Genomic DNA, 20017 nt, shown 5'->3' on the forward strand with positions numbered 1-20017 from the left:
GTTATGTTAACGAAAAAAGAGAATCTAGAAGCGATCGAAAAATTCTCAGAGAATCTTGAGATTGAAGGTCGCAGTTTATGGCAGGACGCGCGAATCCGCTTTATGCGTAACAAAGCGGCTATGGTGAGTCTTTTCATCCTATTTATCATGACATTGGCGGTGATTTTCTTGCCAATGATCGCGCCATACACGTTCGATGATACGGATTGGTATGCGATGCACGTTGGGCCAAGCGCGGAACACTGGTTTGGTACTGATAGCTTAGGTCGTGACCTATATGTTCGTACCCTTATTGGTGGTCGTATCTCGTTAATGGTTGGTGTACTAGGCGCACTTGTCGCTGTACTTATTGGTACACTTTACGGCGCGGCATCTGGCTTCATTGGCGGCAAAGTAGACCGTCTGATGATGCGTGTACTAGAGATCCTATACGCGGTTCCATTTATGTTCCTAGTTATCGTACTAGTTACATTCTTTGGTCGTAATATCATTTTGATCTTCGTAGCGATTGGTGCCATTGCATGGCTTGATATGGCGCGTATCGTACGTGGTCAGACTCTAAGCTTGCGTAGTAAAGAGTTTATTGAAGCTGCCCATGTTTGTGGTGTGAGCAAGTGGAAAATCATCACTCGCCATATCGTACCAAACGTATTGGGTATTGTAGCGGTTTACTCAACGCTGCTTATTCCTAGCATGATTCTAACGGAGTCATTCTTATCATTCCTTGGTCTTGGTGTTCAGGAGCCAATGACAAGTTGGGGCGCACTACTTCAAGAAGGGTCACAGACAATGGAAATTGCTATCTGGCAACTTTCATTCCCAGCAGCCTTTATGGTCGTGACTCTATTCTGCTTCAACTATGTTGGTGATGGTCTGCGTGACGCGCTTGACCCGAAAGACCGCTAATTAAAAGTATAAAGATTAAGGAAGCAATGATGAGTCTATTAGATGTCAAAGACTTGCGTGTCGAATTCACCACTCAAGATGGTATCGTCACCGCAGTAAACGATTTGAACTTCTCTCTCAAGCAAGGTGAAACACTTGGTATTGTAGGGGAGTCTGGTTCAGGTAAATCTCAAACTGTATTCGCAATCATGGGACTGTTAGCTAAAAACGGTATCATCTCAGGTAGCGCTAAGTTTGAAGGTAACGAAATCCTTAACCTACCAGAAGCTGCTCTGAACAAGGTGCGTGCAGAGCAGATTGCAATGATTTTCCAAGACCCAATGACCTCACTTAACCCATACATGAAGGTAAGTGAACAGTTGATGGAAGTTCTGATGCTGCACAAAGGCATGGGCAGAGCAGAAGCGTTCGAAGAGTCTGTACGCATGCTAGAAGCGGTGAAAATTCCCGAAGCTCGTAAGCGTATTACTATGTACCCGCATGAGTTTTCTGGCGGTATGCGTCAGCGTGTAATGATCGCGATGGCACTACTATGTCGTCCGAAACTGCTTATCGCCGATGAACCAACAACGGCATTGGACGTGACTGTTCAAGCGCAGATCATGGATCTATTGAACGAGTTGAAACGTGAGTTCAACACGGCAATCATCATGATCACCCACGACCTGGGTGTTGTCGCAGGTTCATGTGACAAAGTACTCGTTATGTATGCAGGTCGTACCATGGAGTATGGGTCAGTCGACGAAATCTTCTACAACCCAAGTCATCCTTACGCTGAAGGTCTACTTAAAGCGATTCCTCGTCTTGATACTGAAGGCGAAATTTTGCCAACAATTCCAGGCAATCCACCGAACTTACTTCGTTTGCCACCTGGCTGTCCTTATCAGGAGCGTTGCCACCGTGTAACAGATCGTTGTAAGAGCGAAACGCCAATCCTAACTCCGTTTGGAGATGGGCGTCAGCGCGCATGTTTTTCTGATTGGGAGGCTTGGAACAAATGAGTTTAGAGAACAAATCGTTATTGTTGGACGTAAAGAACCTAAAAGTTCACTTTAACATTGCTGCCAAGTCAGCATGGCCATGGGCTAAGCCTGCTAACCTTAAAGCGGTAGATGGCGTAAACGTTCGTCTATACGAAGGTGAAACGCTTGGCGTAGTAGGGGAATCAGGCTGTGGTAAGTCGACCTTTGCACGTGCAATCATCGGCTTAGTCGAAGCGACCGACGGTGATGTAATGTGGCTTGGTCAAGACTTGACTAAGATGAAAGAAGTGCAGCGCCGTGAAACTCGTAAAGAGATTCAGATGATTTTCCAAGACCCACTCGCGTCTTTGAATCCACGTATGACGGTTGGCGATATCATTGCGGAACCTTTAGAAACGTTCTACCCAGAGCTGTCTAAGCTAGAAGTGAAAGATCGTGTAAAAGAAATGATGGCTAAAGTCGGTCTACTACCGAACGTTATCAACCGTTACCCACACGAATTTTCTGGTGGTCAATGTCAGCGTATCGGTATTGCCCGTGCACTGATCCTAAAACCTAAGATGATCATCTGTGATGAACCTGTATCGGCGCTGGACGTATCGATTCAGGCGCAGGTCGTTAACTTGCTTAAAGAGCTTCAGAAAGAACTTGGACTTTCGCTGGTATTCATCGCTCACGACTTGTCAGTTGTAAAACACATTTCCGATCGTGTGTTGGTTATGTATTTAGGTAACGCAGTAGAGCTTGGTGAGTCTGACGCTTTGTTTGCAGATCCTAAGCATCCATATACTCGCGCACTTATGTCTGCGGTACCAATCCCAGATCCTAAGCTAGAACGAGCTAAGCACATTGAAATGCTTGAAGGTGATTTACCATCGCCAATCAATCCACCTTCTGGCTGTGTTTTCCGTACTCGTTGCCCACAGGCAACCGATGCGTGTGCGAAGACTAAACCAACGATTGAAGGTACCGATGTTCACGCTGTTTCGTGTTTACACGTAAGCGTATAACTCGCTTTGTCACTATTAACGCGGCGTCCTAGAGGACGCCGCGTTTTTTTGTGCCTGACCTCTACTCATCAACCAACTAATTCAAATAATTTGAACAACTAAACCAAGACTGCCTAATTAATCTTATCGAGGTTTCTTTTTATACTGAACTCATCAACATATTGGCGTTAGGAGTGGAAGATGGGCAAACTAGTCGAAGGCGTGTGGCACGATGTTTGGTATGACACCAAATCAAACAACGGCAAATTTGTACGCGAAGATGCGGGTTTTAGAAACTGGATAAAAAATCAACCCGATGCGCAGTTTCAACCAGAGTCTGGTCGCTACCACCTATTTGTCTCTCTTGCCTGTCCTTGGGCACATAGAACCCTTATCTTTCGCAAGCTCAAAGGTCTAGAAGAGCATATCGATTTAACCATTGTTTGCCCAGACATGATGTCTGAAGGCTGGCAAATGGGACTGCCAGAGCCACTTTTTAGTCATACTCGCCTGCATCAAATTTACACTCAAGCGAAAGCAGATTACACAGGGCGAGTGACGGTGCCTGTGCTGTGGGACAAGAAGCACAACACCATCGTTAGCAATGAGTCTTCAGAAATCATCCGAATGTTTAACTCAGAATTTAACCACATTACTGGCAATATGGATGATTACTACCCAGAGCACGAGCGAGCGTTAATTGACGAGTGGAATGCTTATATTTATCCAAACGTGAACAATGGTGTGTACCGATGTGGATTCGCGACAACGCAAGATGCGTACGAAGAAGCGTATGAAGGTTTGTTTGCCTCACTAGATAGGCTGGATGCCCACTTAGCCAATCATCGCTATTTAACGGGATCTAAAATTACTGAGGCAGACTGGCGTTTATTTACGACTTTGATCCGTTTTGATGCGGTTTATGTCGGCCACTTCAAATGCAATAAACAACGTATCGCGGACTATCCAAATCTTAACGGATATCTCAAGGAGCTATATCAGATTCCAGGTATTAAGGAAACCACAGACTTCTACCATATTAAGAGACATTACTATTACAGCCACACTGGAATTAACCCAACTCAAGTTGTGCCAAAAGGCCCCAAACTGGATTTAGACACGCCTCACGGCAGGGATAAAAGTTAACGACTCAGCAAAAACGCCACACAAGTGGCGTTTTTTTCAGTTTTATACGGCGAGTCACGATTTTAGTCACCAAATTGCGTAATCTTATGATAGTAAAGCCAAAGTTTGAGGACTGAGGGATGGATATCAACGGATTAGTCAACGGCGAACACCTGATGTGGAATCTTTTTGTTTCCTTGTTACTCGGTGCGATTGTCGGTACTCAGCGTGGTTGGGTAATGCGTAACAGTGTTGAGGGCAGTCGGGTTGCAGGTATCCGTACTTTCTCATTGGTCGGCCTTCTCGGTGGGCTTACGGCAATTTTGGCGAAGCTCTATTCGCCATTACTGATTGGCTTTGCGTTAATCGCTTTAGTCGTCTTGGCTTGTATCGCGTTCGTTGTTCAACAAAAAAAGAACGCCGACGTGAGCATCACTGGCGTGGTGAGTCTACTGGTCACGTTTGTGCTAGGCATACTCGCTGTATCCGGTGAAGCTGTGCTGGCAGCCGCATCTGCTGTGGTGACGGCGGTCGTTTTGGATAACAAAAGAGAGTTGCACCAAGCGCTACAGCGACTTAAAGAGTATGAATTGGATGCGGGATTACGCTTATTGCTGATTTCCATCGTGATGTTACCTTTGCTGCCGAATGAAACCTACGGCCCTTGGAATGCGCTCAATCCCTATGAAATATGGTGGATGGTGGTACTGATTGCCAGTATCTCATTTGTTGGTTATTTCGCGATAAAAATCGGTGGCGCGAAACGAGGTATCTTGTTTACCTCGGTGTTTGCGGGTTTAAGTTCTTCGACTGCGCTTACACTCCAGTTTTCTCATCTATCACGTGAACAACCAAGTATAAGTCCTCTGCTCGCGAGTGGCATTTTGCTCAGTTGTGGAACTATGTTCCCGCGTCTCTTAATTGTACTTTCCGTGATTAACCCTCAGCTAGTTACCTTGCTATGGCCAATTGTCATCGCCATGATGATCGCGCTCTATCTGCCAGCATGGTGGGTTTGGCGTAAAAGTGGCGTTAACAATATTGAACCTTCAAACAAGCAAGCCAATCCCCTTGCTCTGCAATCAGCGTTGTTTTTTGGTGTGATTTTGGCGGTGATCATGTTGCTATCTCAAGCACTATTGCAATGGTTCGGTGATACCGGCGTTCTACTACTCTCCGCTTTATCGGGTATCACAGATGTTGACGCAATATCCTTGGCTTTAAGTCGTCAGAGTAACGATACCCTGAGTGTTACAACCGCTATGCTAGGCATCATTATTGCCGCTTCGGTCAACACGGTGGTCAAAATAGGTATGGTGGTAGCTATCGGCGATAGACGGCTGTGGATTAGGGTTGCGCCCATTATGGTCGGGTGTGTTGCGACTGGTGGTGCGATGTACTTAGCGATGTATTGAGCGGATTTGAATAAAAGAAACCCCCGCCGAAGCGAGGGTTTGTATCACTAATAAGAGATTGGGTTAGTTAACCGCTTTCTCTTCCGCTTGTTCTGCTTGAGCCGCCTGAATCGCTGTTAGTGCAACCGTGTAGACGATATCGTCAACGAGAGCACCGCGAGATAGGTCGTTTACAGGCTTACGCATACCTTGAAGCATTGGACCGATAGAGACTAGGTCTGCTGAACGCTGTACCGCTTTGTATGTCGTGTTACCAGTGTTTAGGTCTGGGAATACGAATACTGTTGCTTTACCCGCTACTGGAGAGTTTGGCGCTTTAGAAGCCGCTACGTTTTCCATGATCGCTGCGTCGTATTGTAGAGGACCGTCGATAACAAGATCAGGACGCTTCTCTTGAGCAATCTTAGTCGCTTCACGTACTTTGTCTACATCAGCACCCTTACCAGATTCACCAGTAGAGTATGAGATCATTGCAACGCGTGGTTCGATACCGAATGCTGCTGCTGAATCAGCAGACTGGATAGCGATTTCCGCCAACTGTTCAGCTGTTGGATCTGGGTTGATCGCACAGTCACCGTAAACCAGAACCTGGTCAGGAAGCAGCATGAAGAAAACAGAAGATACGATAGACGCATCAGGTGCAGTCTTGATGATTTGGAACGGAGGAACGATAGTGTTCGCAGTCGTGTGAACTGCACCAGAAACTAGACCGTCTACTTCGTTATTTTCAAGCATCATAGTGCCTAGGAACACTGAGTCTTGTAGCTTCTCACGAGCAACAACTTCAGTCATACCTTTCGCGCCACGTAGCTCAACGAGACGCGCGACGTAATTTTCACGTACTTCATCAGAGTTGATGATCGTTACGCCCGCACCGAGTTCGACGCCTTGCTGCGCAGCAACACGTTTGATCTCTTCTGGGTTACCCAAAAGCACACATTCAGCGATACCACGCTCTGCACAGATAGCCGCAGCTTTAACTGTACGTGGCTCATCACCTTCAGGAAGAACGATACGTTTACCTGCTTTACGAGCGAACTCAGTTAGCTGGTAACGGAATGCTGGAGGGCTTAGACGACGAGACTTCTTAGTACCTTCAGTCATAGACTCGATCCAGTTGCCATCGATGTTGCCGGCAACGTGCTCGTTAATGAACTCGATACGCTCTTTATCGTCCGCTGGAACTTCAATACTGAAACTCTGTAGGTTCAGAGAAGTCTGCCAAGTGTTACCTTGCGCTTTGAAGATAGGCAGACCTGAATCGAACGCAGGCTTACATAGGCCAACGATCTGTTCTGGGATATCGTAACCGCCAGTCAGAAGGATTGCACCGATTTCAACACCGTTCATTGCAGCTAGAGCCGCAGCAACGATGACGTCAGGACGGTCTGCTGAAGTGACTAGCAGTGAACCTGGCTTGAAGTGTTCAATCATGTTTGGTAGCGAACGTGCACAGAAAGTGATGCTCTTAATGCGGCGAGTTTTAATATCACCAGCATTGATGATATCCGCATTCAGGTGCTTAGCCATATCGATAGCACGTGTCGCGATTAGGTCAATGCTCCATGGCACACAACCTAATACACGGATTGGAGATGTGTTAAAGATCTCCATTACTTTCATTTCGTTTTGCTTCGCACTATCAGCATCGTCAAAGATTTCTGATAGGTCAGGACGCGTACGACCTGCTTCATCAACAGGCGCATTCAGTTTGTTGATGATAACGCCTGAAATGTTCTTATTCTTAGTACCACCGAAGTTTGAACATGCAACTTCGATGCGCTCTTTAAGCTGCGCAGGGTTGTCTGTGCCAGGTGTTGCAACAAGTACGATCTCTGCACCAAGTGTTGCTGCAATTTCTGCGTTCACTTGGTTAGCGAATGGGTGTTTACGAGTAGGTACAAGACCTTCGATTAGCGTTACGTCAGCATCTTTGTTGATTTGGTTGTAACGCTCAACCACTGTTTCTAGCAGCTCATCCATGTTGTCGTTACCGATTAGGCTTTCAGCAACAGACATCGCAAGAGGTTGGCCGATCTTCACATCGCTGTTTGAACCAACGATAGTTGAAGTTAGATCAGGTTGATCGCCACCAGAACGCGGCTGACAGATTGGTTTGTAAAAAGAAACTTTAACGCCTTTGCGCTCCATTGCGCGAAGAACACCCATGCTTACGCTAGTAAGACCAACACCAGCACTTGCAGGGATAAGCATAATAGTACGAGACATTCGTAGAGTACCTATAGCTATTGGGGATAAAAGCTCAACTATTATTCCTTGCACTGCAAAGAATAGGAGTTGAGCCCCAGAATAAGAAAACCGGCTGCCTATTTAGCAGCCGGTTAAGTCAATTAAAGACCTGCTAGACGTGCAGTGTCTTCAGCGATAACTAGCTCTTCGTTAGTAGAGATAACCATTGCTGGGATACGGCTGTTCGCAGTAGTGATAGTACCTTCGCCGCCGAAACGTGCTTTAAGGTTAGCTTCACCATCAACTTCGATACCGAAGATACCTAGGCGGTTTAGAACCATTTCACGGATAGGGCCAGAGTTTTCGCCGATACCGCCAGTGAAAGTGATTGCGTCTAGACGGCCGTCAAGAGAAGCTGTGTAACCCGCTACGTACTTAGCTAGACGGTGACAGAACACGTCCATAGCACGAGTTGCTTCTTCTTTCTCACCGTAGTTGTCTTCAACGAAACGACAGTCAGAAGTCACTTCTGTTAGACCCGCTAGACCAGACTCTTTAGTTAGCATGTTGTTGATTTTCTCAACTGAGTAACCAAGAGTGTCGTGTAGGTGGAAGATGATTGCAGGATCGATGTCACCACAACGAGTACCCATTACTAGACCTTCAAGAGGAGTTAGACCCATAGAAGTGTCTACTGACTTACCGTTCTTAACCGCACATACAGAAGCACCGTTACCTAGGTGACAGTTGATGATGTTTACTTCTTCAACTGGCTTGCCAAGGATGTTAGCTACTTCACGTGTGATAAATAGGTGAGAAGTACCGTGCATGCCGTAACGACGGATACCGTGCTCTTTGTACAGGCTGTATGGAAGAGCGTATAGGTAAGACTCTTCTGGCATCGTTTGGTGGAAAGCAGTGTCGAACACAGCAACGTTTTTCAGCGCTGGGAAAGATTTTTGAGCTGCTTTGATACCGATGATGTGAGCAGGGTTGTGAAGAGGTGCCAGTGTTGCACAGTCTTCGATGCCTTTAAGTACGTCGTCAGTAATTAGTGCAGACTGAGTGAACTTCTCGCCGCCGTGTACAACACGGTGCCCGATTGCTGCTAGGTTCTCAGAAAGCTCTGGCTTAGAAGCAAGAATAGTTTCTACCATGAACGCTAGTGCTTCTTCGTGAGCTGCACCGTTGCCCAGTTGAGCTTCGTGCTTACCGTCAAGTTTCCACTTGATACGAGCTTCTGGAAGGTGCAGACATTCTGCAAGACCCGTTAGATGCTCATCACCGCTTTCTGCATCAACAACAGCAAATTTAAGAGAAGAACTACCGCAGTTTAAAACTAAAACTAGCTTTGACATGAGTGACTACCTGTAATAATCAGTTAGGATAAAAATTAATCACAAGAATAGACGATGCATTACAAGCTGCGTACTAATCTTGGTCAAAAAAACTTAGAATTCCATATAAAAAGACAGTGGCGATCCAGATCAACCACTCTTGCATCCGCTGCAGAAAGGTCTCAAGAGTTGCTTAAATTGTAAATAACGGCAACAATGAGATTGTGGGTCCGCAAAGGATAACGATAATAACCAATGATAACAAAAAAAATTTGAAAGAATATTAACTTTCATCAATTTTTTGTCCTTATAGTTGAATCTTTCAACTAAATTTTAGTTTTGGACCCACGGACGAAGTGAGAGAGCCCCCTATGAGTAATAAAGTCGGTTTAGTTCACAGCCTACGAGACGGGCAAAAGTACATGGATATTTGGCCCATGCGCAAAGAGCTGAATATGCTATTCCCTGAGCAGCGGATCATTAAAGCAACTCGCTTTGGTGTAAAAGTGATGCCCGCTATTGCCGCGATCAGCGTACTTACCCAAATGGCGTTCAATAATTACCAGTCGATGCCTCAGGCCGTGATCATTGCATTATTTGCGATCAGTATGCCGATTCAAGGCATGTGGTGGTTAGGGAATCGATCTAATACTCAGCTTCCGCCAGCACTTGCCGGCTGGTACCGCGAAATTTACCAAAAAATTGTCGAAAGTGGCTGTGCGTTAGAACCGATGAAATCGCGTCCTCGCTATAAAGAGTTAGCACAGATACTCAATCGTGCGTTTCGTCAGTTAGATAAGTCAGCGTTGGAGCGCTGGTTCTAAGATAAGCGACGAGCTGCGAGTTTCTAGTGAAAAGTGTTGGCATAGCAAATGTTGTGTCAATAATTGCTCGCCACTCGCCACTCGCCACTCGCCACTCGCCACTCGCCACTCAAACAAAAAAACGCCCACCGAAGTGAGCGTTTTTATCAATTCAATCATTCAACATTAGTTGAACATAGCGATTGCTTGTGCTGGTTCTACATACTCTAGGTTGAAGCTTTCAGCCACTTCTTTACACGTTACTTTACCGTGAATGACGTTCAAGCCTTCTAGGAAGCCTTTGTCTGCTAGTAGGGCTTCGCGGTAACCTTTGTTAGCAAGTTTAACAATGTACGGCAGTGTTGCATTGTTAAGAGCAAACGTAGAAGTACGAGCAACTGCACCTGGCATATTTGCAACACAGTAGTGAACTACGTCGTCAACGATGTAAGTTGGTTCTGCGTGCGTTGTTGCGTGTGAAGTCTCGAAACAGCCGCCTTGGTCGATTGCTACGTCAACAACCGCTGAACCTGGCTTCATCTTAGCGATATGCTCTTTTGTTACTAGTTTAGGCGCTGCTGCACCTGGGATTAGTACTGCGCCAATCACTAGGTCTGCTTCTAGAACATGCTTCTCGATGGCATCTTCTGTAGAGTAAACCACTTTTGCACGACCTTGGAATTCTTCATCCAAACGACGTAGAGCGTCTACGTTACGGTCAAGGATAGTTACGTCAGCGCGTAGACCTACAGCCATACGTGCCGCGTTAGCACCAACGACACCGCCGCCGATAACTACAACTTTAGCTGGCTCAACACCCGGTACACCGCCAATCAGAAGGCCGCTACCACCGTGAGATTTCTCTAAAGTTTGTGCACCCGCTTGAATAGACATGCGACCTGCAACCTCAGACATTGGCGCAAGTAGTGGCAACCTACCCATATTATCTGTTACAGTCTCATATGCTATACAGACAGCTTTGCTCTTGATTAGCTCTTCAGTTTGTGGAAAATCTGGTGCTAGGTGCAAATAAGTAAATAAAATTTGCCCTTCTCGAAGCATAGCTCGCTCGACAGCTTGAGGTTCTTTAACCTTTACAATCATTTCTGCTTTCGCGAAAACGTCAGCAGCGGTAGGAAGAATGGATGCGCCTACAGCGATGTAATCATCGTCTGAAAAACCGATGCCTGAACCGGCATTAGTTTCAACAAAAACTTGGTGACCTTGAGACACTAGCTCGCGAACGCTCGCTGGGATCATACCAACACGGTATTCGTGGTTTTTGATTTCCTTAGGTACGCCAATAATCATCCTGAATCCTCATTTTATGTTAGTTGTATAAACTATGATGGTTGTATTAACTGTTTGTAGGGTAATTCTGTCGAATTAATATCTAGTATAGATATGTTTGAATAAAATTTGATACTGAATATTAAAAAGTTGTAGTATATTTTTTTGCAAGGAAGTAATAAGGTGGAATAAAAAATGGCAGACAACAATAAAAAGCCGTCCAAGGATCTAGATCGCATCGACCGCAACATTCTTAATGAGTTGCAGAAAGATGGTCGAATTTCGAACGTAGAGTTATCAAAACGTGTAGGACTTTCTCCTACACCGTGTTTGGAACGTGTACGTCGTTTAGAGCGCCAGGGGTACATTACGGGTTATACCGCATTGCTTAACCCGCAATATCTCGACGCGTCATTACTTGTGTTTGTAGAGATTACGTTAAACCGAGGTGCACCAGACGTGTTTGAGCAGTTCAACACCGCGGTGCAGAAACTGGATGATATTCAAGAGTGTCACCTAGTTTCTGGTGACTTTGACTATTTGTTAAAAACACGTGTAGCAGACATGAGTGCTTACCGTAAGCTTCTGGGTGATACGCTTCTTCGTTTACCAGGTGTTAACGACACACGAACATACGTGGTAATGGAAGAAGTCAAACAAACCAACCAGTTGGTGATCAAAACTCGATAGTTCTGACATGATCTCAAGCCTAAAGTCCTAATAGCTTTCGATATTCTGACTTTAAGCAATTGGGTTTTTGCGCCTGATATGGTTAAATCGATAGTCCGAGTAGCTTTGCTGCTCGGACTATTTTTTTCTTACCGATCAGAGCCTCTTCGCTCATTGGTGTTTCACATAGATAAAGTTGGTTATGTTTAAAGAAACCAAAAATAAAGTACATACGATCATTAAGACGGGTGAGGAATCACCGACGTCCCGCCTCAGCGGTCCACAACGCCTTCAGGAATGTAGCTTGATCGTGATTGTTTTAATTTCGATATTCCTATCAGTGGCACTGACGACCTTTAGTGCCGCCGATCCTTCGTGGTCGCAAACCGCATGGGGGGGAGAGATAGATAACGCTGGTGGGCTCGTGGGAGCTTGGTTGGCGGATACGCTGTTTTTTGTTTTTGGTTCTTTAGCTTATGTGATTCCATTTGTGGTGACGGCAACGGCCTGGGTCATGTTACGCAAACGTGAAGAAGGTGAAACGCTCGACCTCATGCTTTGGGGGGCTCGATTGTTAGGTCTCACGGTCATCATTTTGACCAGCTGTGGTTTGGCGGATATCAACTTCGACGATATCTGGTATTTCTCCTCTGGCGGGGTGATCGGTGATGTCTTGACCAGTCTTGCCCTTCCGACACTGAATGTTTTAGGTACCACTTTGGTCTTTCTTTTCCTGTGGGGGGCAGGGTTTACCTTGCTCACGGGTATTTCATGGCTGTCGATAGTTGATTGGCTCGGAGAGAAAACCATCCAACTCATTACTCTGTTGGTTAACAAGATGAGAGGTCGTCAGGATGAAGTTCTCGAAGCGGAACTCAATCATTACGAAAGTACGGATTCTCTAACCATTGACCCTGAAGAAGCCCAACCACAAGCCCAGCCAGCAACGCAAAGTGAAAGACGCTTTAATATCCATATGCCAGAGATGGCAACGGTCAAAACCGTAGAACCTGCGCCTCAACCTCAGGTTCGTGAGACAGCAGAACCAGAGTGGCAAACGGCGGTTGAACCATCGATGGAATTCTCCCCAATGACCAATCATGCGGAGGTTGAACCGATCGACCCCGCACCAACGTTTGAAAGAACCAAGCAACTTGGTGCTACGATTGAAGAGTTAGAAAATGCTGCGCGTAGCGTTGATGATCTTGCGCCAAGCCCAGAGGTTACCGCGAGTGTGGAAGAGCAACTCAGCGTTGCTTGCGCACAAGAGTCAGCGCCATTGCCGTCAGAATCATCGAATCAAGAGAGGGTTGATCTGCCTTGGCACACTGACTTGGTTGAAGAAGAGATTATTCAGCCTTCAATTAGCGATTCTGACTTGGCACAAATCTCTTCTGAAATTACCCCTGACGAAGAGTATCAGGAACCTGTTATTTCATCCTTTGATGTCGTTGAAGATTCTGCGGCTGAAATGGTTCATCCACTAGAGGCAGAAGACATTGCTGATAAAGACGCGGCGGCTCTGCACAACCTAGTTGAAGAAGCGAAAGCAAAAGTGGTTGCACAGCAGAATCCATTTTTGGTTCAGCACGAGCCAAATCTGCCAAAACCTCTTGAGCCGATGCCAACTCTTGAGCTGTTGTATCATCCAGAAAAACGAGAAAACTTTATTGATCGCGAAGCGCTGGAGAACATCGCTCGTCTGGTAGAAGCCAAACTGGCAGACTACAAGATTCAGGCAACTGTTGTTGATATCTTCCCAGGCCCTGTCATTACAAGATTTGAACTCGATCTCGCACCGGGTGTGAAAGTAAGCCGAATCTCTAGTTTGTCGATGGACTTAGCTCGTTCGCTATCTGCGATGGCGGTTCGTGTTGTTGAAGTGATTCCAGGCAAACCTTATGTTGGTTTAGAGCTACCCAACATGAGTAGACAGACGGTTTTCTTCTCGGATGTGGTTGGCAGCCAGCAGTTTATTGAAGCCAAGTCTCCAACGACGGTTGTACTTGGTCAGGACATTGCCGGAGAGGCCGTGGTTGCCGATCTGTCTAAAATGCCACACGTTCTGGTGGCGGGTACCACAGGTTCCGGTAAGTCCGTGGGTGTCAACGTCATGATTCTCAGCATGCTATATAAAGCCACACCTGAAGAGGTTCGCTTTATCATGATTGACCCAAAAATGCTGGAATTATCCGTGTATGAAGGGATCCCGCACCTCCTTTCAGAAGTTGTTACCGACATGAAAGACGCATCCAACGCACTCCGCTGGTGTGTGGGTGAGATGGAACGACGCTATAAGCTGATGTCGTTACTCGGGGTACGTAACATTAAAGGTTTCAACGATAAGCTAAAAATGGCAGCAGAAGCGGGGCATCCGATTCACGATCCGCTTTGGCAGCCGGGCGACAGTATGGATGAACATGCTCCGCTATTAGAAAAGCTACCATATATTGTTGTTATCGTTGATGAATTTGCTGATCTTATGATGGTAGTCGGCAAGAAGGTTGAAGAACTGATTGCTCGACTTGCTCAGAAAGCCCGTGCAGCCGGTATTCACTTGATTCTGGCGACACAGCGTCCTTCCGTTGACGTTATCACCGGCTTAATTAAGGCGAACATACCAACACGTGTGGCATTCACCGTTTCGACTAAGACGGACTCTCGTACCATCTTGGATCAGGGTGGCGCAGAGTCGCTACTTGGCATGGGTGATATGCTCTACTTGCCTCCAGGATCTAGTCACACTGTACGTGTTCACGGCGCATTCGCCTCGGATGATGATGTTCATGCGGTAGTGAACAACTGGAAAGCGCGCGGTAAACCAAACTACATTGATGAGATCACTAATGGCGATCAAGGGCCTGACGCGCTGTTGCCGGGTGAGAAATTGGAAGATGATGAAGAGATGGATCCACTGTTTGACCAAGTCGTCGAACACGTGGTTCAGTCACGTCGTGGCTCAGTTTCAGGGGTGCAGCGCCGCTTTAAGATTGGCTATAACCGAGCGGCTCGAATTGTCGAACAGCTTGAGGCACAAGGTATCGTCAGTGCGCCAGGTCACAACGGCAACCGTGAAGTGTTGGCACCAGCTCCCGGTAGGGAAATGAACTAGCGGGCGTCGCCCGCTGTTTAGAGAGGGCGAGAACGCTTCGCTGCGAGAATCGAGAACGGACTCCGCCCTGCGAGACATATCTGTGGTGAGTTGCAAGATACTGGCAGGTCAGTTCCTTTTTAATTTAATTCTCCAGATATAAAAAGAAAGGGTTGACACCATGTGCCAACCCTTCAAACTTTTCTCGACTCTCTATCGCTTACTCTTCGCCAATTGCGCAACCACTACAACAGCCAACGCCACTAAGTTTGCAGCAAAAATCACCACTAGCCACTGTGGCATTGATAGAGTCAGGAATTGCCACACCACCTTGCTGCAGTCACCGTAAGCTTCAAACATCCATGGAACCCACTTGTTGAGCGGTGCCCAGTCTGGGAAAGTAACAAACAGGTCACAGGTAGCGAATGGTGATGGATTAAATTGGTAATCAACATGCTGCAGAGATAGAGCTAATCCCTTATAAGCACTTGCGCCCCATGCTGCAAGGCCTAGCCAACGAATAACAGGGTTGTTTGGGGCAATTAAACCAACTAATGCTGCACCACCAATGCCGAGCATAGCAACTCGCTCATAGATACACATCACACATGGCGATAGCATCATCACATGTTGAAAGAAGAGGGCGCATGCTTCAAAGAAAACAACGAAGAGTAACAGCAACAACCAAGACAGTCGTCTTTGTGAAAATGTTTTGATACTGGAAAGAATGTTCACACAAATATCCTGTAGTAATAAAAAAGCTCTGAGTTATCAGAGCTTTTTATCGCGGAAAAGTTTCTCTATCAACAAAAACTTTTACTATTTAGTGATTAGTGTCCAGAAGATACTGCTGGAGCAATATCACCCACGTGAGGCATAATCCAACCAGCGTCGTAGAACCAAGCGGTCATTGGTTCTACCAAGAACACAATACCTGCTAAACCAACCAGTGCTAGCACTAGGGTATAAGGCAGTGCCATCAGCACCATACGGCCATATGAAAGGCGGACTAGAGGAGCTAATGCAGACGTCAGCAAGAACAGGAATGCTGCCTGACCGTTAGGGGTAGCAACCGATGGTAAGTTCGTACCTGTGTTGATTGCAACCGCTAGTAAATCAAACTGCTCGCGAGTAATAACACCTTCGATAAGAGCCGTCTTAACTTCGTTGATGTATACCGTCCCAACGAATACGTTGTCCGATACCATCGACAGCAAACCGTTCGCCACGTAGAACAGAGCCAACTGAACTCCCTTATCTTCAACATGAAGTACCGCGTCAATCACTGGCTTGAATAGTTGCTGGTCAATGATTACCGCTACGACAGCGAAGAATACCGCGAGTAGTGCTGTGAACGGCAGAGCCTCTTCGAACGCTTTACCCATAGAGTGTTCTTCAATTACGCCCGTAAAGGCAGTTGCGAGGATAATCACCGAAAGACCGATCAAACCTACTGCTGCTAAGTGAAGCGCTAGACCTACAATCAACCAGACAGCGATGATACCTTGGATCCATAGTTTGGCAACATCTTGGTTTGTACGTTTTTTACGCTCTTCGTTGTCGAAGTCAACTAGAATCTGACGTACGTTTTCAGGTAAGCGTGCGCCGTAGCCAAAAACTTTAAGCTTCTCTACTAATACACAAGTCACCATACCGCAGATGAAAACCGGCGCCGTCACTGGCAGCATGCGAATGATGAACTCACCAAATTGCCAGCCTGCTTGGTCGGCAATGATTAGGTTTTGCGGTTCGCCAACCATGGTCATTACACCACCAAGTGCCGTACCGACACCTGCGTGCATTAGAAGTGAGCGGAGGAAAGCGCGGTAGTTTTCTAAGTCATCACGAGTTAGCTCTGAGAGGTGATCATCTTTAGTATGGTCGTGTGATGCATGCGGGCCTTGTCCTGATGCGACTTTGTGGTAGATAGCGTAGAAACCCACTGCAACACTGATAACAACAGCGATAACGGTCAAAGCATCAAGGAATGCCGATAGGAAAGCCGCCGCGAAACAGAAAGCTAGCGATAGCATGCTCTTAGAGCGAATACCAAGCAGTATCTTAGTAAAGATAAACAGCAGTAGCTGCTTCATGAAATAGATACCTGCAACCATGAAGACCAGCAGTAACAGTACTTCGATGTTGGCGACAAGTTCGTGCTTAACCTGCTCTGCGCTCGTCATACCGATAGCAACCGCCTCGATTGCCAACAAGCCACCAGGCTGAAGTGGGTAACACTTTAATGCCATGGCAAGCGTGAAGATAAACTCAGCGACGAGTAACCAACCAGCGACAAATGGGTCGACGAAGAAGAAAACGAGAGGGTTAATGATTAAGAATGAAATGATGGCAATTTTATACCAATCTGGGGCTTTACCAAGAAAGTTCTTAATAAATGCATTTCCGAGTGACATCGGCATGATTCAAATACTCTTATATGTTGTTATGAATAGACACTGCACGTGCTTGTATCTATTAACCAGCAGGCTACTTGTTCTGTCTAGAGGGGAAATACCCCTAAATAGGAACCAACCTGATTCAACAGTGACTTAGAAAAACAACATCGAGATCACGTTCATGTGGTCTTGCCAAGTCACTCCCTGAGAAAAACAAGCACTCCTTTACTTTGGTCGCCACTGTACTCTTCGAAGAAATTTAGTCAATGGGAAAAATAACGCTAGCGTTTTTATCAACAAACTTTTGTTTAAAAACGCGATCAAAGTGGCGTAAACACAGGATGAGAGTTGTGAAAAACAAGGTTTAATGAGAGCTGACGTTTGAAAGCTAAGAATAAGAAAGAATATGTAATAATAATGAATGAAAATTACCTGTAAAGATTGCAATTATTAAATCTTAAATTTTGCGGATGGAGCTGGATATATAAGGGGTGATCAATGTTTATAATATGTTAAAATTGAAAATTCCGCTATTTCGTTGACCAATGTCTGTCAATAAATTCTGCATGTATTTAGAGCTATAGCTCTATTGTGGTTTTAACGCACGTTTACTGAGTGTTTACAGAGTGATGGTTTCCGATATGTTAGAACTAGTGGTATGATGAGTTTCATTAGACCCATAAAAATACAAGATTGGATAAGTTATAAATGGTCATTAAGGCAAAGAGCCCAGCAGGATTCGCAGAAAAATACATTATTGAGAGTATTTGGAAAGGGCGTTTCCCTCCAGGTTCTATTCTACCAGCCGAACGTGAGCTCTCTGAATTGATTGGTGTTACACGCACTACTTTACGTGAAGTACTGCAACGCCTTGCACGTGATGGCTGGTTAACCATTCAACACGGTAAACCGACACGTGTGAATCAATTCATGGAAACGTCAGGCTTGCACATCCTCGATACGTTAATGACGTTGGATGCAGATAATGCGACCTCCATTGTTGAAGACTTGCTTGCAGCACGGACAAATATCAGTCCAATCTTTATGCGCTATGCATTCAAAGCGAATAAAGAGAGCGCGGAAAAAACCATCTCCAACGTAATCAATTCATGTGAAGCACTGGTTGCCGCGGAATCTTGGGATGTGTTTATGGAATCATCTCCATACGCAGATAAAATCCGTCAACATGTAAAAGACGATGGCGAAAAGGATGAAGCGAAACGTCAGGCAACTTTAATTGCTAAAACGTTCAACTTCTATGATTACATGTTGTTCCAACGCTTGGCGTTCCATTCAGGTAACCAGATTTATGGTCTGATTTTCAATGGCTTGAAAAAACTGTATGACCGAGTGGGCAGCTACTACTTCTCAAACCCAGAAGCACGTGAACTTGCACTGCAATTCTACCGTGATTTGCTCGAAGTCTGTGAAACAGGCAATCGCGAGCAGATTTTAGTTGTTGTTCGTCACTATGGTATTGAAAGTGCGCAAATCTGGAATCAGATGAAGACCACCTTACCAACGAACTTCACAGAAGATGATTGCTAATTCAGTTGTTTTCGACAAAATTGAAAAAACCGCCTAAAAGGCGGTTTTTTTTGTTTTTGTGTCTTTAGCAGTCAGAGCATTGATCGTCGTTACCACCCGCTTCGGTAAACCACTCAGTCAGGTGATGTTTTAGATCTTTTAGCTCGTCTGGACCAATCAGAGCTAAACCAAGATCCTCAGCGCGAGTAATGTCATTATGTCTTAGTGGACGGAAGCTAACCAGCATGGCGCGAGCTTGTAACCCGCCCAATAAATCACGCAATGATTCAAGTTTGTAAAGAGTGTCATCACCATCGTCACGCATTCCCTTCGTCTTACATTCGATGATGTGTAGCTTGTTATTCACTACCGACGCGACATCGAGCTCATTACGTACTTCTCTATCGCCGAGCTGACGATAAACCTGTACGTTCAGTGAATGGTCTTGGATAGTGGGCATATCTTGCTGAATCTGACGAACGGTACTGTGTACTAAGGTTTCTAGCCATTCACCATTAGAGAAACGACGGGCATCCTCATTGGCAAACGTTAAGACGCCATTGTCATAAGTGGCAATTTCTGCCGCGACAAGATCAGAAAGAAGCATATTGAGCTCACGATAACCTTGCTGTTTTTCCGATAGCTCCACATCTAAACGTTGCTCTTTACGACAGGTCGTCGCGAGATAGTTAAGCGTCGCAAGACCAGGACCAAGTTCTAAAGCGTTGCTAGCCCATTTCTCACCAAGCTGATAAAGCTTTTGGTCAAGCTGTTCCGGTAGATGGTGGTCGTTGAATTCTCCACGAGCGCCAAAAACAGTGAGGTAATCATCAATGGTAATTCGATCTTGAACTTGGTTGTCGTCGAGCCCGTCAGGATATAGCCAGCACAAGCTATCGCTGTTTGGTTCTACAACAAAAATTGGCCAGTGATAAGTACGGAAAATTTCGTAGACAGAGAGTAGGCGATGACGTAATCCACAACTGGCATTGAGCTTAACCTGCTCACCACGAGCTTTGAGGTTTTCGGCTAACTGAGTGATGGACTGTTTTATCTTGGAGGTGTTTGCAACATTTGGAATTTCAAAAAACTCAGAGGTAATGTTACGTTTCCCCAGCACGCTATGAAGGCGGTGATACATATCTTGTTGGGCTTTGACGCCAATAAAAACGATGTGGTCACTGATGGTGCGATGGTCTAGAAGTGGGGTCACCAGACGGATAGGATCTTGGTCTATGATGCCAACATGAACTGCCATATATATTCCTCATGTTAGGCTTGCGAAAAGGTAAATGA

At 45.8% G+C, this 20017-nt stretch carries 15 protein-coding genes; 9 read left to right on the top strand and 6 right to left on the bottom strand.

Going from position 1 to position 20017, the window contains the following annotated elements:
* The first annotated feature begins 3 nt into the window (after window positions 1–3).
* From oppC to QTN94_RS01120, 5 genes are all read left to right on the top strand, one after another.
* A complete protein-coding gene (gene oppC / locus QTN94_RS01100) occupies window positions 4–906 on the top strand; it encodes an oligopeptide ABC transporter permease OppC (RefSeq protein ID WP_331417281.1) in 903 nt (300 codons plus the stop codon).
* A 29-nt stretch (window positions 907–935) separates the two neighbouring features.
* The gene (locus tag QTN94_RS01105; protein ID WP_240800956.1) at window positions 936–1907 is read left to right on the top strand and encodes an ABC transporter ATP-binding protein; all 972 of its coding nucleotides are present in this window, start codon (window positions 936–938) and stop codon (window positions 1905–1907) included.
* Window positions 1904–2899, top strand: coding sequence for a murein tripeptide/oligopeptide ABC transporter ATP binding protein OppF (gene oppF, locus QTN94_RS01110; RefSeq protein WP_331417282.1), 996 nt, complete (start codon window positions 1904–1906; stop codon window positions 2897–2899). Before QTN94_RS01105 ends, oppF begins: the two co-directional genes overlap by 4 nt.
* 180 nt (window positions 2900–3079) lie before the next feature.
* Window positions 3080–4024 (top strand): glutathione S-transferase family protein, encoded by a 945-nt coding sequence (locus QTN94_RS01115; protein WP_331426589.1) that lies wholly within the window; start codon window positions 3080–3082, stop codon window positions 4022–4024.
* 119 nt (window positions 4025–4143) lie between these two features.
* A complete protein-coding gene (locus QTN94_RS01120; protein WP_331426590.1) occupies window positions 4144–5418 on the top strand; it encodes an MgtC/SapB family protein in 1275 nt (424 codons plus the stop codon).
* Between the two features lie 63 nt (window positions 5419–5481).
* Here the strand turns inward: QTN94_RS01120 and pta are convergent, their stop codons facing one another.
* Window positions 5482–7647: a phosphate acetyltransferase gene (gene pta, locus QTN94_RS01125; protein ID WP_331426591.1), complete on the bottom strand. Its 2166-nt coding sequence runs from the start codon at window positions 7645–7647 to the stop codon at window positions 5482–5484.
* 122 nt (window positions 7648–7769) lie between these two features.
* Window positions 7770–8966, bottom strand: coding sequence for an acetate kinase (locus QTN94_RS01130; RefSeq protein ID WP_331417286.1), 1197 nt, complete (start codon window positions 8964–8966; stop codon window positions 7770–7772).
* A 350-nt stretch (window positions 8967–9316) separates the two neighbouring features.
* On the opposite strand from QTN94_RS01130, the gene yfbV reads away from it, so the two are divergent.
* Window positions 9317–9769 (top strand): terminus macrodomain insulation protein YfbV, encoded by a 453-nt coding sequence (yfbV, locus tag QTN94_RS01135; RefSeq protein ID WP_138973341.1) that lies wholly within the window; start codon window positions 9317–9319, stop codon window positions 9767–9769.
* A 165-nt stretch (window positions 9770–9934) separates the two neighbouring features.
* On the opposite strand, the gene ald is transcribed toward yfbV, so the two are convergent.
* Entirely contained in the window at window positions 9935–11059 is a 1125-nt protein-coding gene (ald, locus tag QTN94_RS01140) for an alanine dehydrogenase (protein ID WP_138973340.1), read from the bottom strand.
* 174 nt (window positions 11060–11233) lie between these two features.
* On the opposite strand from ald, the gene lrp reads away from it, so the two are divergent.
* Both lrp and QTN94_RS01150 read left to right on the top strand, forming a co-directional pair.
* Window positions 11234–11728 carry a leucine-responsive transcriptional regulator Lrp gene (gene lrp / locus QTN94_RS01145; protein WP_331426592.1) on the top strand — a complete coding sequence of 165 codons (495 nt, stop codon included), beginning with the start codon at window positions 11234–11236 and terminating at the stop codon, window positions 11726–11728.
* Between the two features lie 181 nt (window positions 11729–11909).
* Entirely contained in the window at window positions 11910–14819 is a 2910-nt protein-coding gene (locus tag QTN94_RS01150) for a DNA translocase FtsK (RefSeq protein ID WP_331426593.1), read from the top strand.
* 192 nt (window positions 14820–15011) lie between these two features.
* Here the strand turns inward: QTN94_RS01150 and dsbB are convergent, their stop codons facing one another.
* On the bottom strand, window positions 15012–15533 hold the full coding sequence (dsbB, locus tag QTN94_RS01155; RefSeq protein ID WP_331426594.1) for a disulfide bond formation protein DsbB: 522 nt from the start codon (window positions 15531–15533) through the stop codon (window positions 15012–15014).
* 95 nt (window positions 15534–15628) lie between these two features.
* On the bottom strand, window positions 15629–17218 hold the full coding sequence (gene nhaB, locus QTN94_RS01160) for a Na(+)/H(+) antiporter NhaB (protein WP_331417290.1): 1590 nt from the start codon (window positions 17216–17218) through the stop codon (window positions 15629–15631).
* A 684-nt stretch (window positions 17219–17902) separates the two neighbouring features.
* On the opposite strand from nhaB, the gene fadR reads away from it, so the two are divergent.
* Complete coding sequence (gene fadR / locus QTN94_RS01165; protein ID WP_138973336.1) at window positions 17903–18742, top strand: fatty acid metabolism transcriptional regulator FadR; 840 nt, start codon at window positions 17903–17905, stop codon at window positions 18740–18742.
* A 64-nt stretch (window positions 18743–18806) separates the two neighbouring features.
* Here the strand turns inward: fadR and QTN94_RS01170 are convergent, their stop codons facing one another.
* Window positions 18807–19979, bottom strand: a complete 1173-nt coding sequence (locus QTN94_RS01170) for a DUF1887 family protein (protein ID WP_331426595.1) — start codon at window positions 19977–19979, stop codon at window positions 18807–18809.
* Between the last annotated feature and the right edge of the window lie 38 nt (window positions 19980–20017).

Origin of the sequence: Vibrio sp. M250220, assembly GCF_036533795.1 — a bacterium.
Classification (GTDB): Bacteria; Pseudomonadota; Gammaproteobacteria; order Enterobacterales; family Vibrionaceae; genus Vibrio.

Coding starts and splice junctions, on each gene's coding strand:
- oppC (WP_331417281.1), top strand. CDS start 4: ATGTTAACGAAAAAAGAGAATCTAGAAGCGATCGAAAAATTCTCAGAG.
- lrp (WP_331426592.1), top strand. CDS start 11,234: ATGGCAGACAACAATAAAAAGCCGTCCAAGGATCTAGATCGCATCGAC.
- pta (WP_331426591.1), bottom strand. CDS start 7,647: ATGTCTCGTACTATTATGCTTATCCCTGCAAGTGCTGGTGTTGGTCTT.
- oppF (WP_331417282.1), top strand. CDS start 1,904: ATGAGTTTAGAGAACAAATCGTTATTGTTGGACGTAAAGAACCTAAAA.
- QTN94_RS01120 (WP_331426590.1), top strand. CDS start 4,144: ATGGATATCAACGGATTAGTCAACGGCGAACACCTGATGTGGAATCTT.
- QTN94_RS01150 (WP_331426593.1), top strand. CDS start 11,910: ATGTTTAAAGAAACCAAAAATAAAGTACATACGATCATTAAGACGGGT.
- QTN94_RS01130 (WP_331417286.1), bottom strand. CDS start 8,966: ATGTCAAAGCTAGTTTTAGTTTTAAACTGCGGTAGTTCTTCTCTTAAA.
- QTN94_RS01105 (WP_240800956.1), top strand. CDS start 936: ATGAGTCTATTAGATGTCAAAGACTTGCGTGTCGAATTCACCACTCAA.
- nhaB (WP_331417290.1), bottom strand. CDS start 17,218: ATGCCGATGTCACTCGGAAATGCATTTATTAAGAACTTTCTTGGTAAA.
- QTN94_RS01115 (WP_331426589.1), top strand. CDS start 3,080: ATGGGCAAACTAGTCGAAGGCGTGTGGCACGATGTTTGGTATGACACC.
- fadR (WP_138973336.1), top strand. CDS start 17,903: ATGGTCATTAAGGCAAAGAGCCCAGCAGGATTCGCAGAAAAATACATT.
- ald (WP_138973340.1), bottom strand. CDS start 11,059: ATGATTATTGGCGTACCTAAGGAAATCAAAAACCACGAATACCGTGTT.
- QTN94_RS01170 (WP_331426595.1), bottom strand. CDS start 19,979: ATGGCAGTTCATGTTGGCATCATAGACCAAGATCCTATCCGTCTGGTG.
- yfbV (WP_138973341.1), top strand. CDS start 9,317: ATGAGTAATAAAGTCGGTTTAGTTCACAGCCTACGAGACGGGCAAAAG.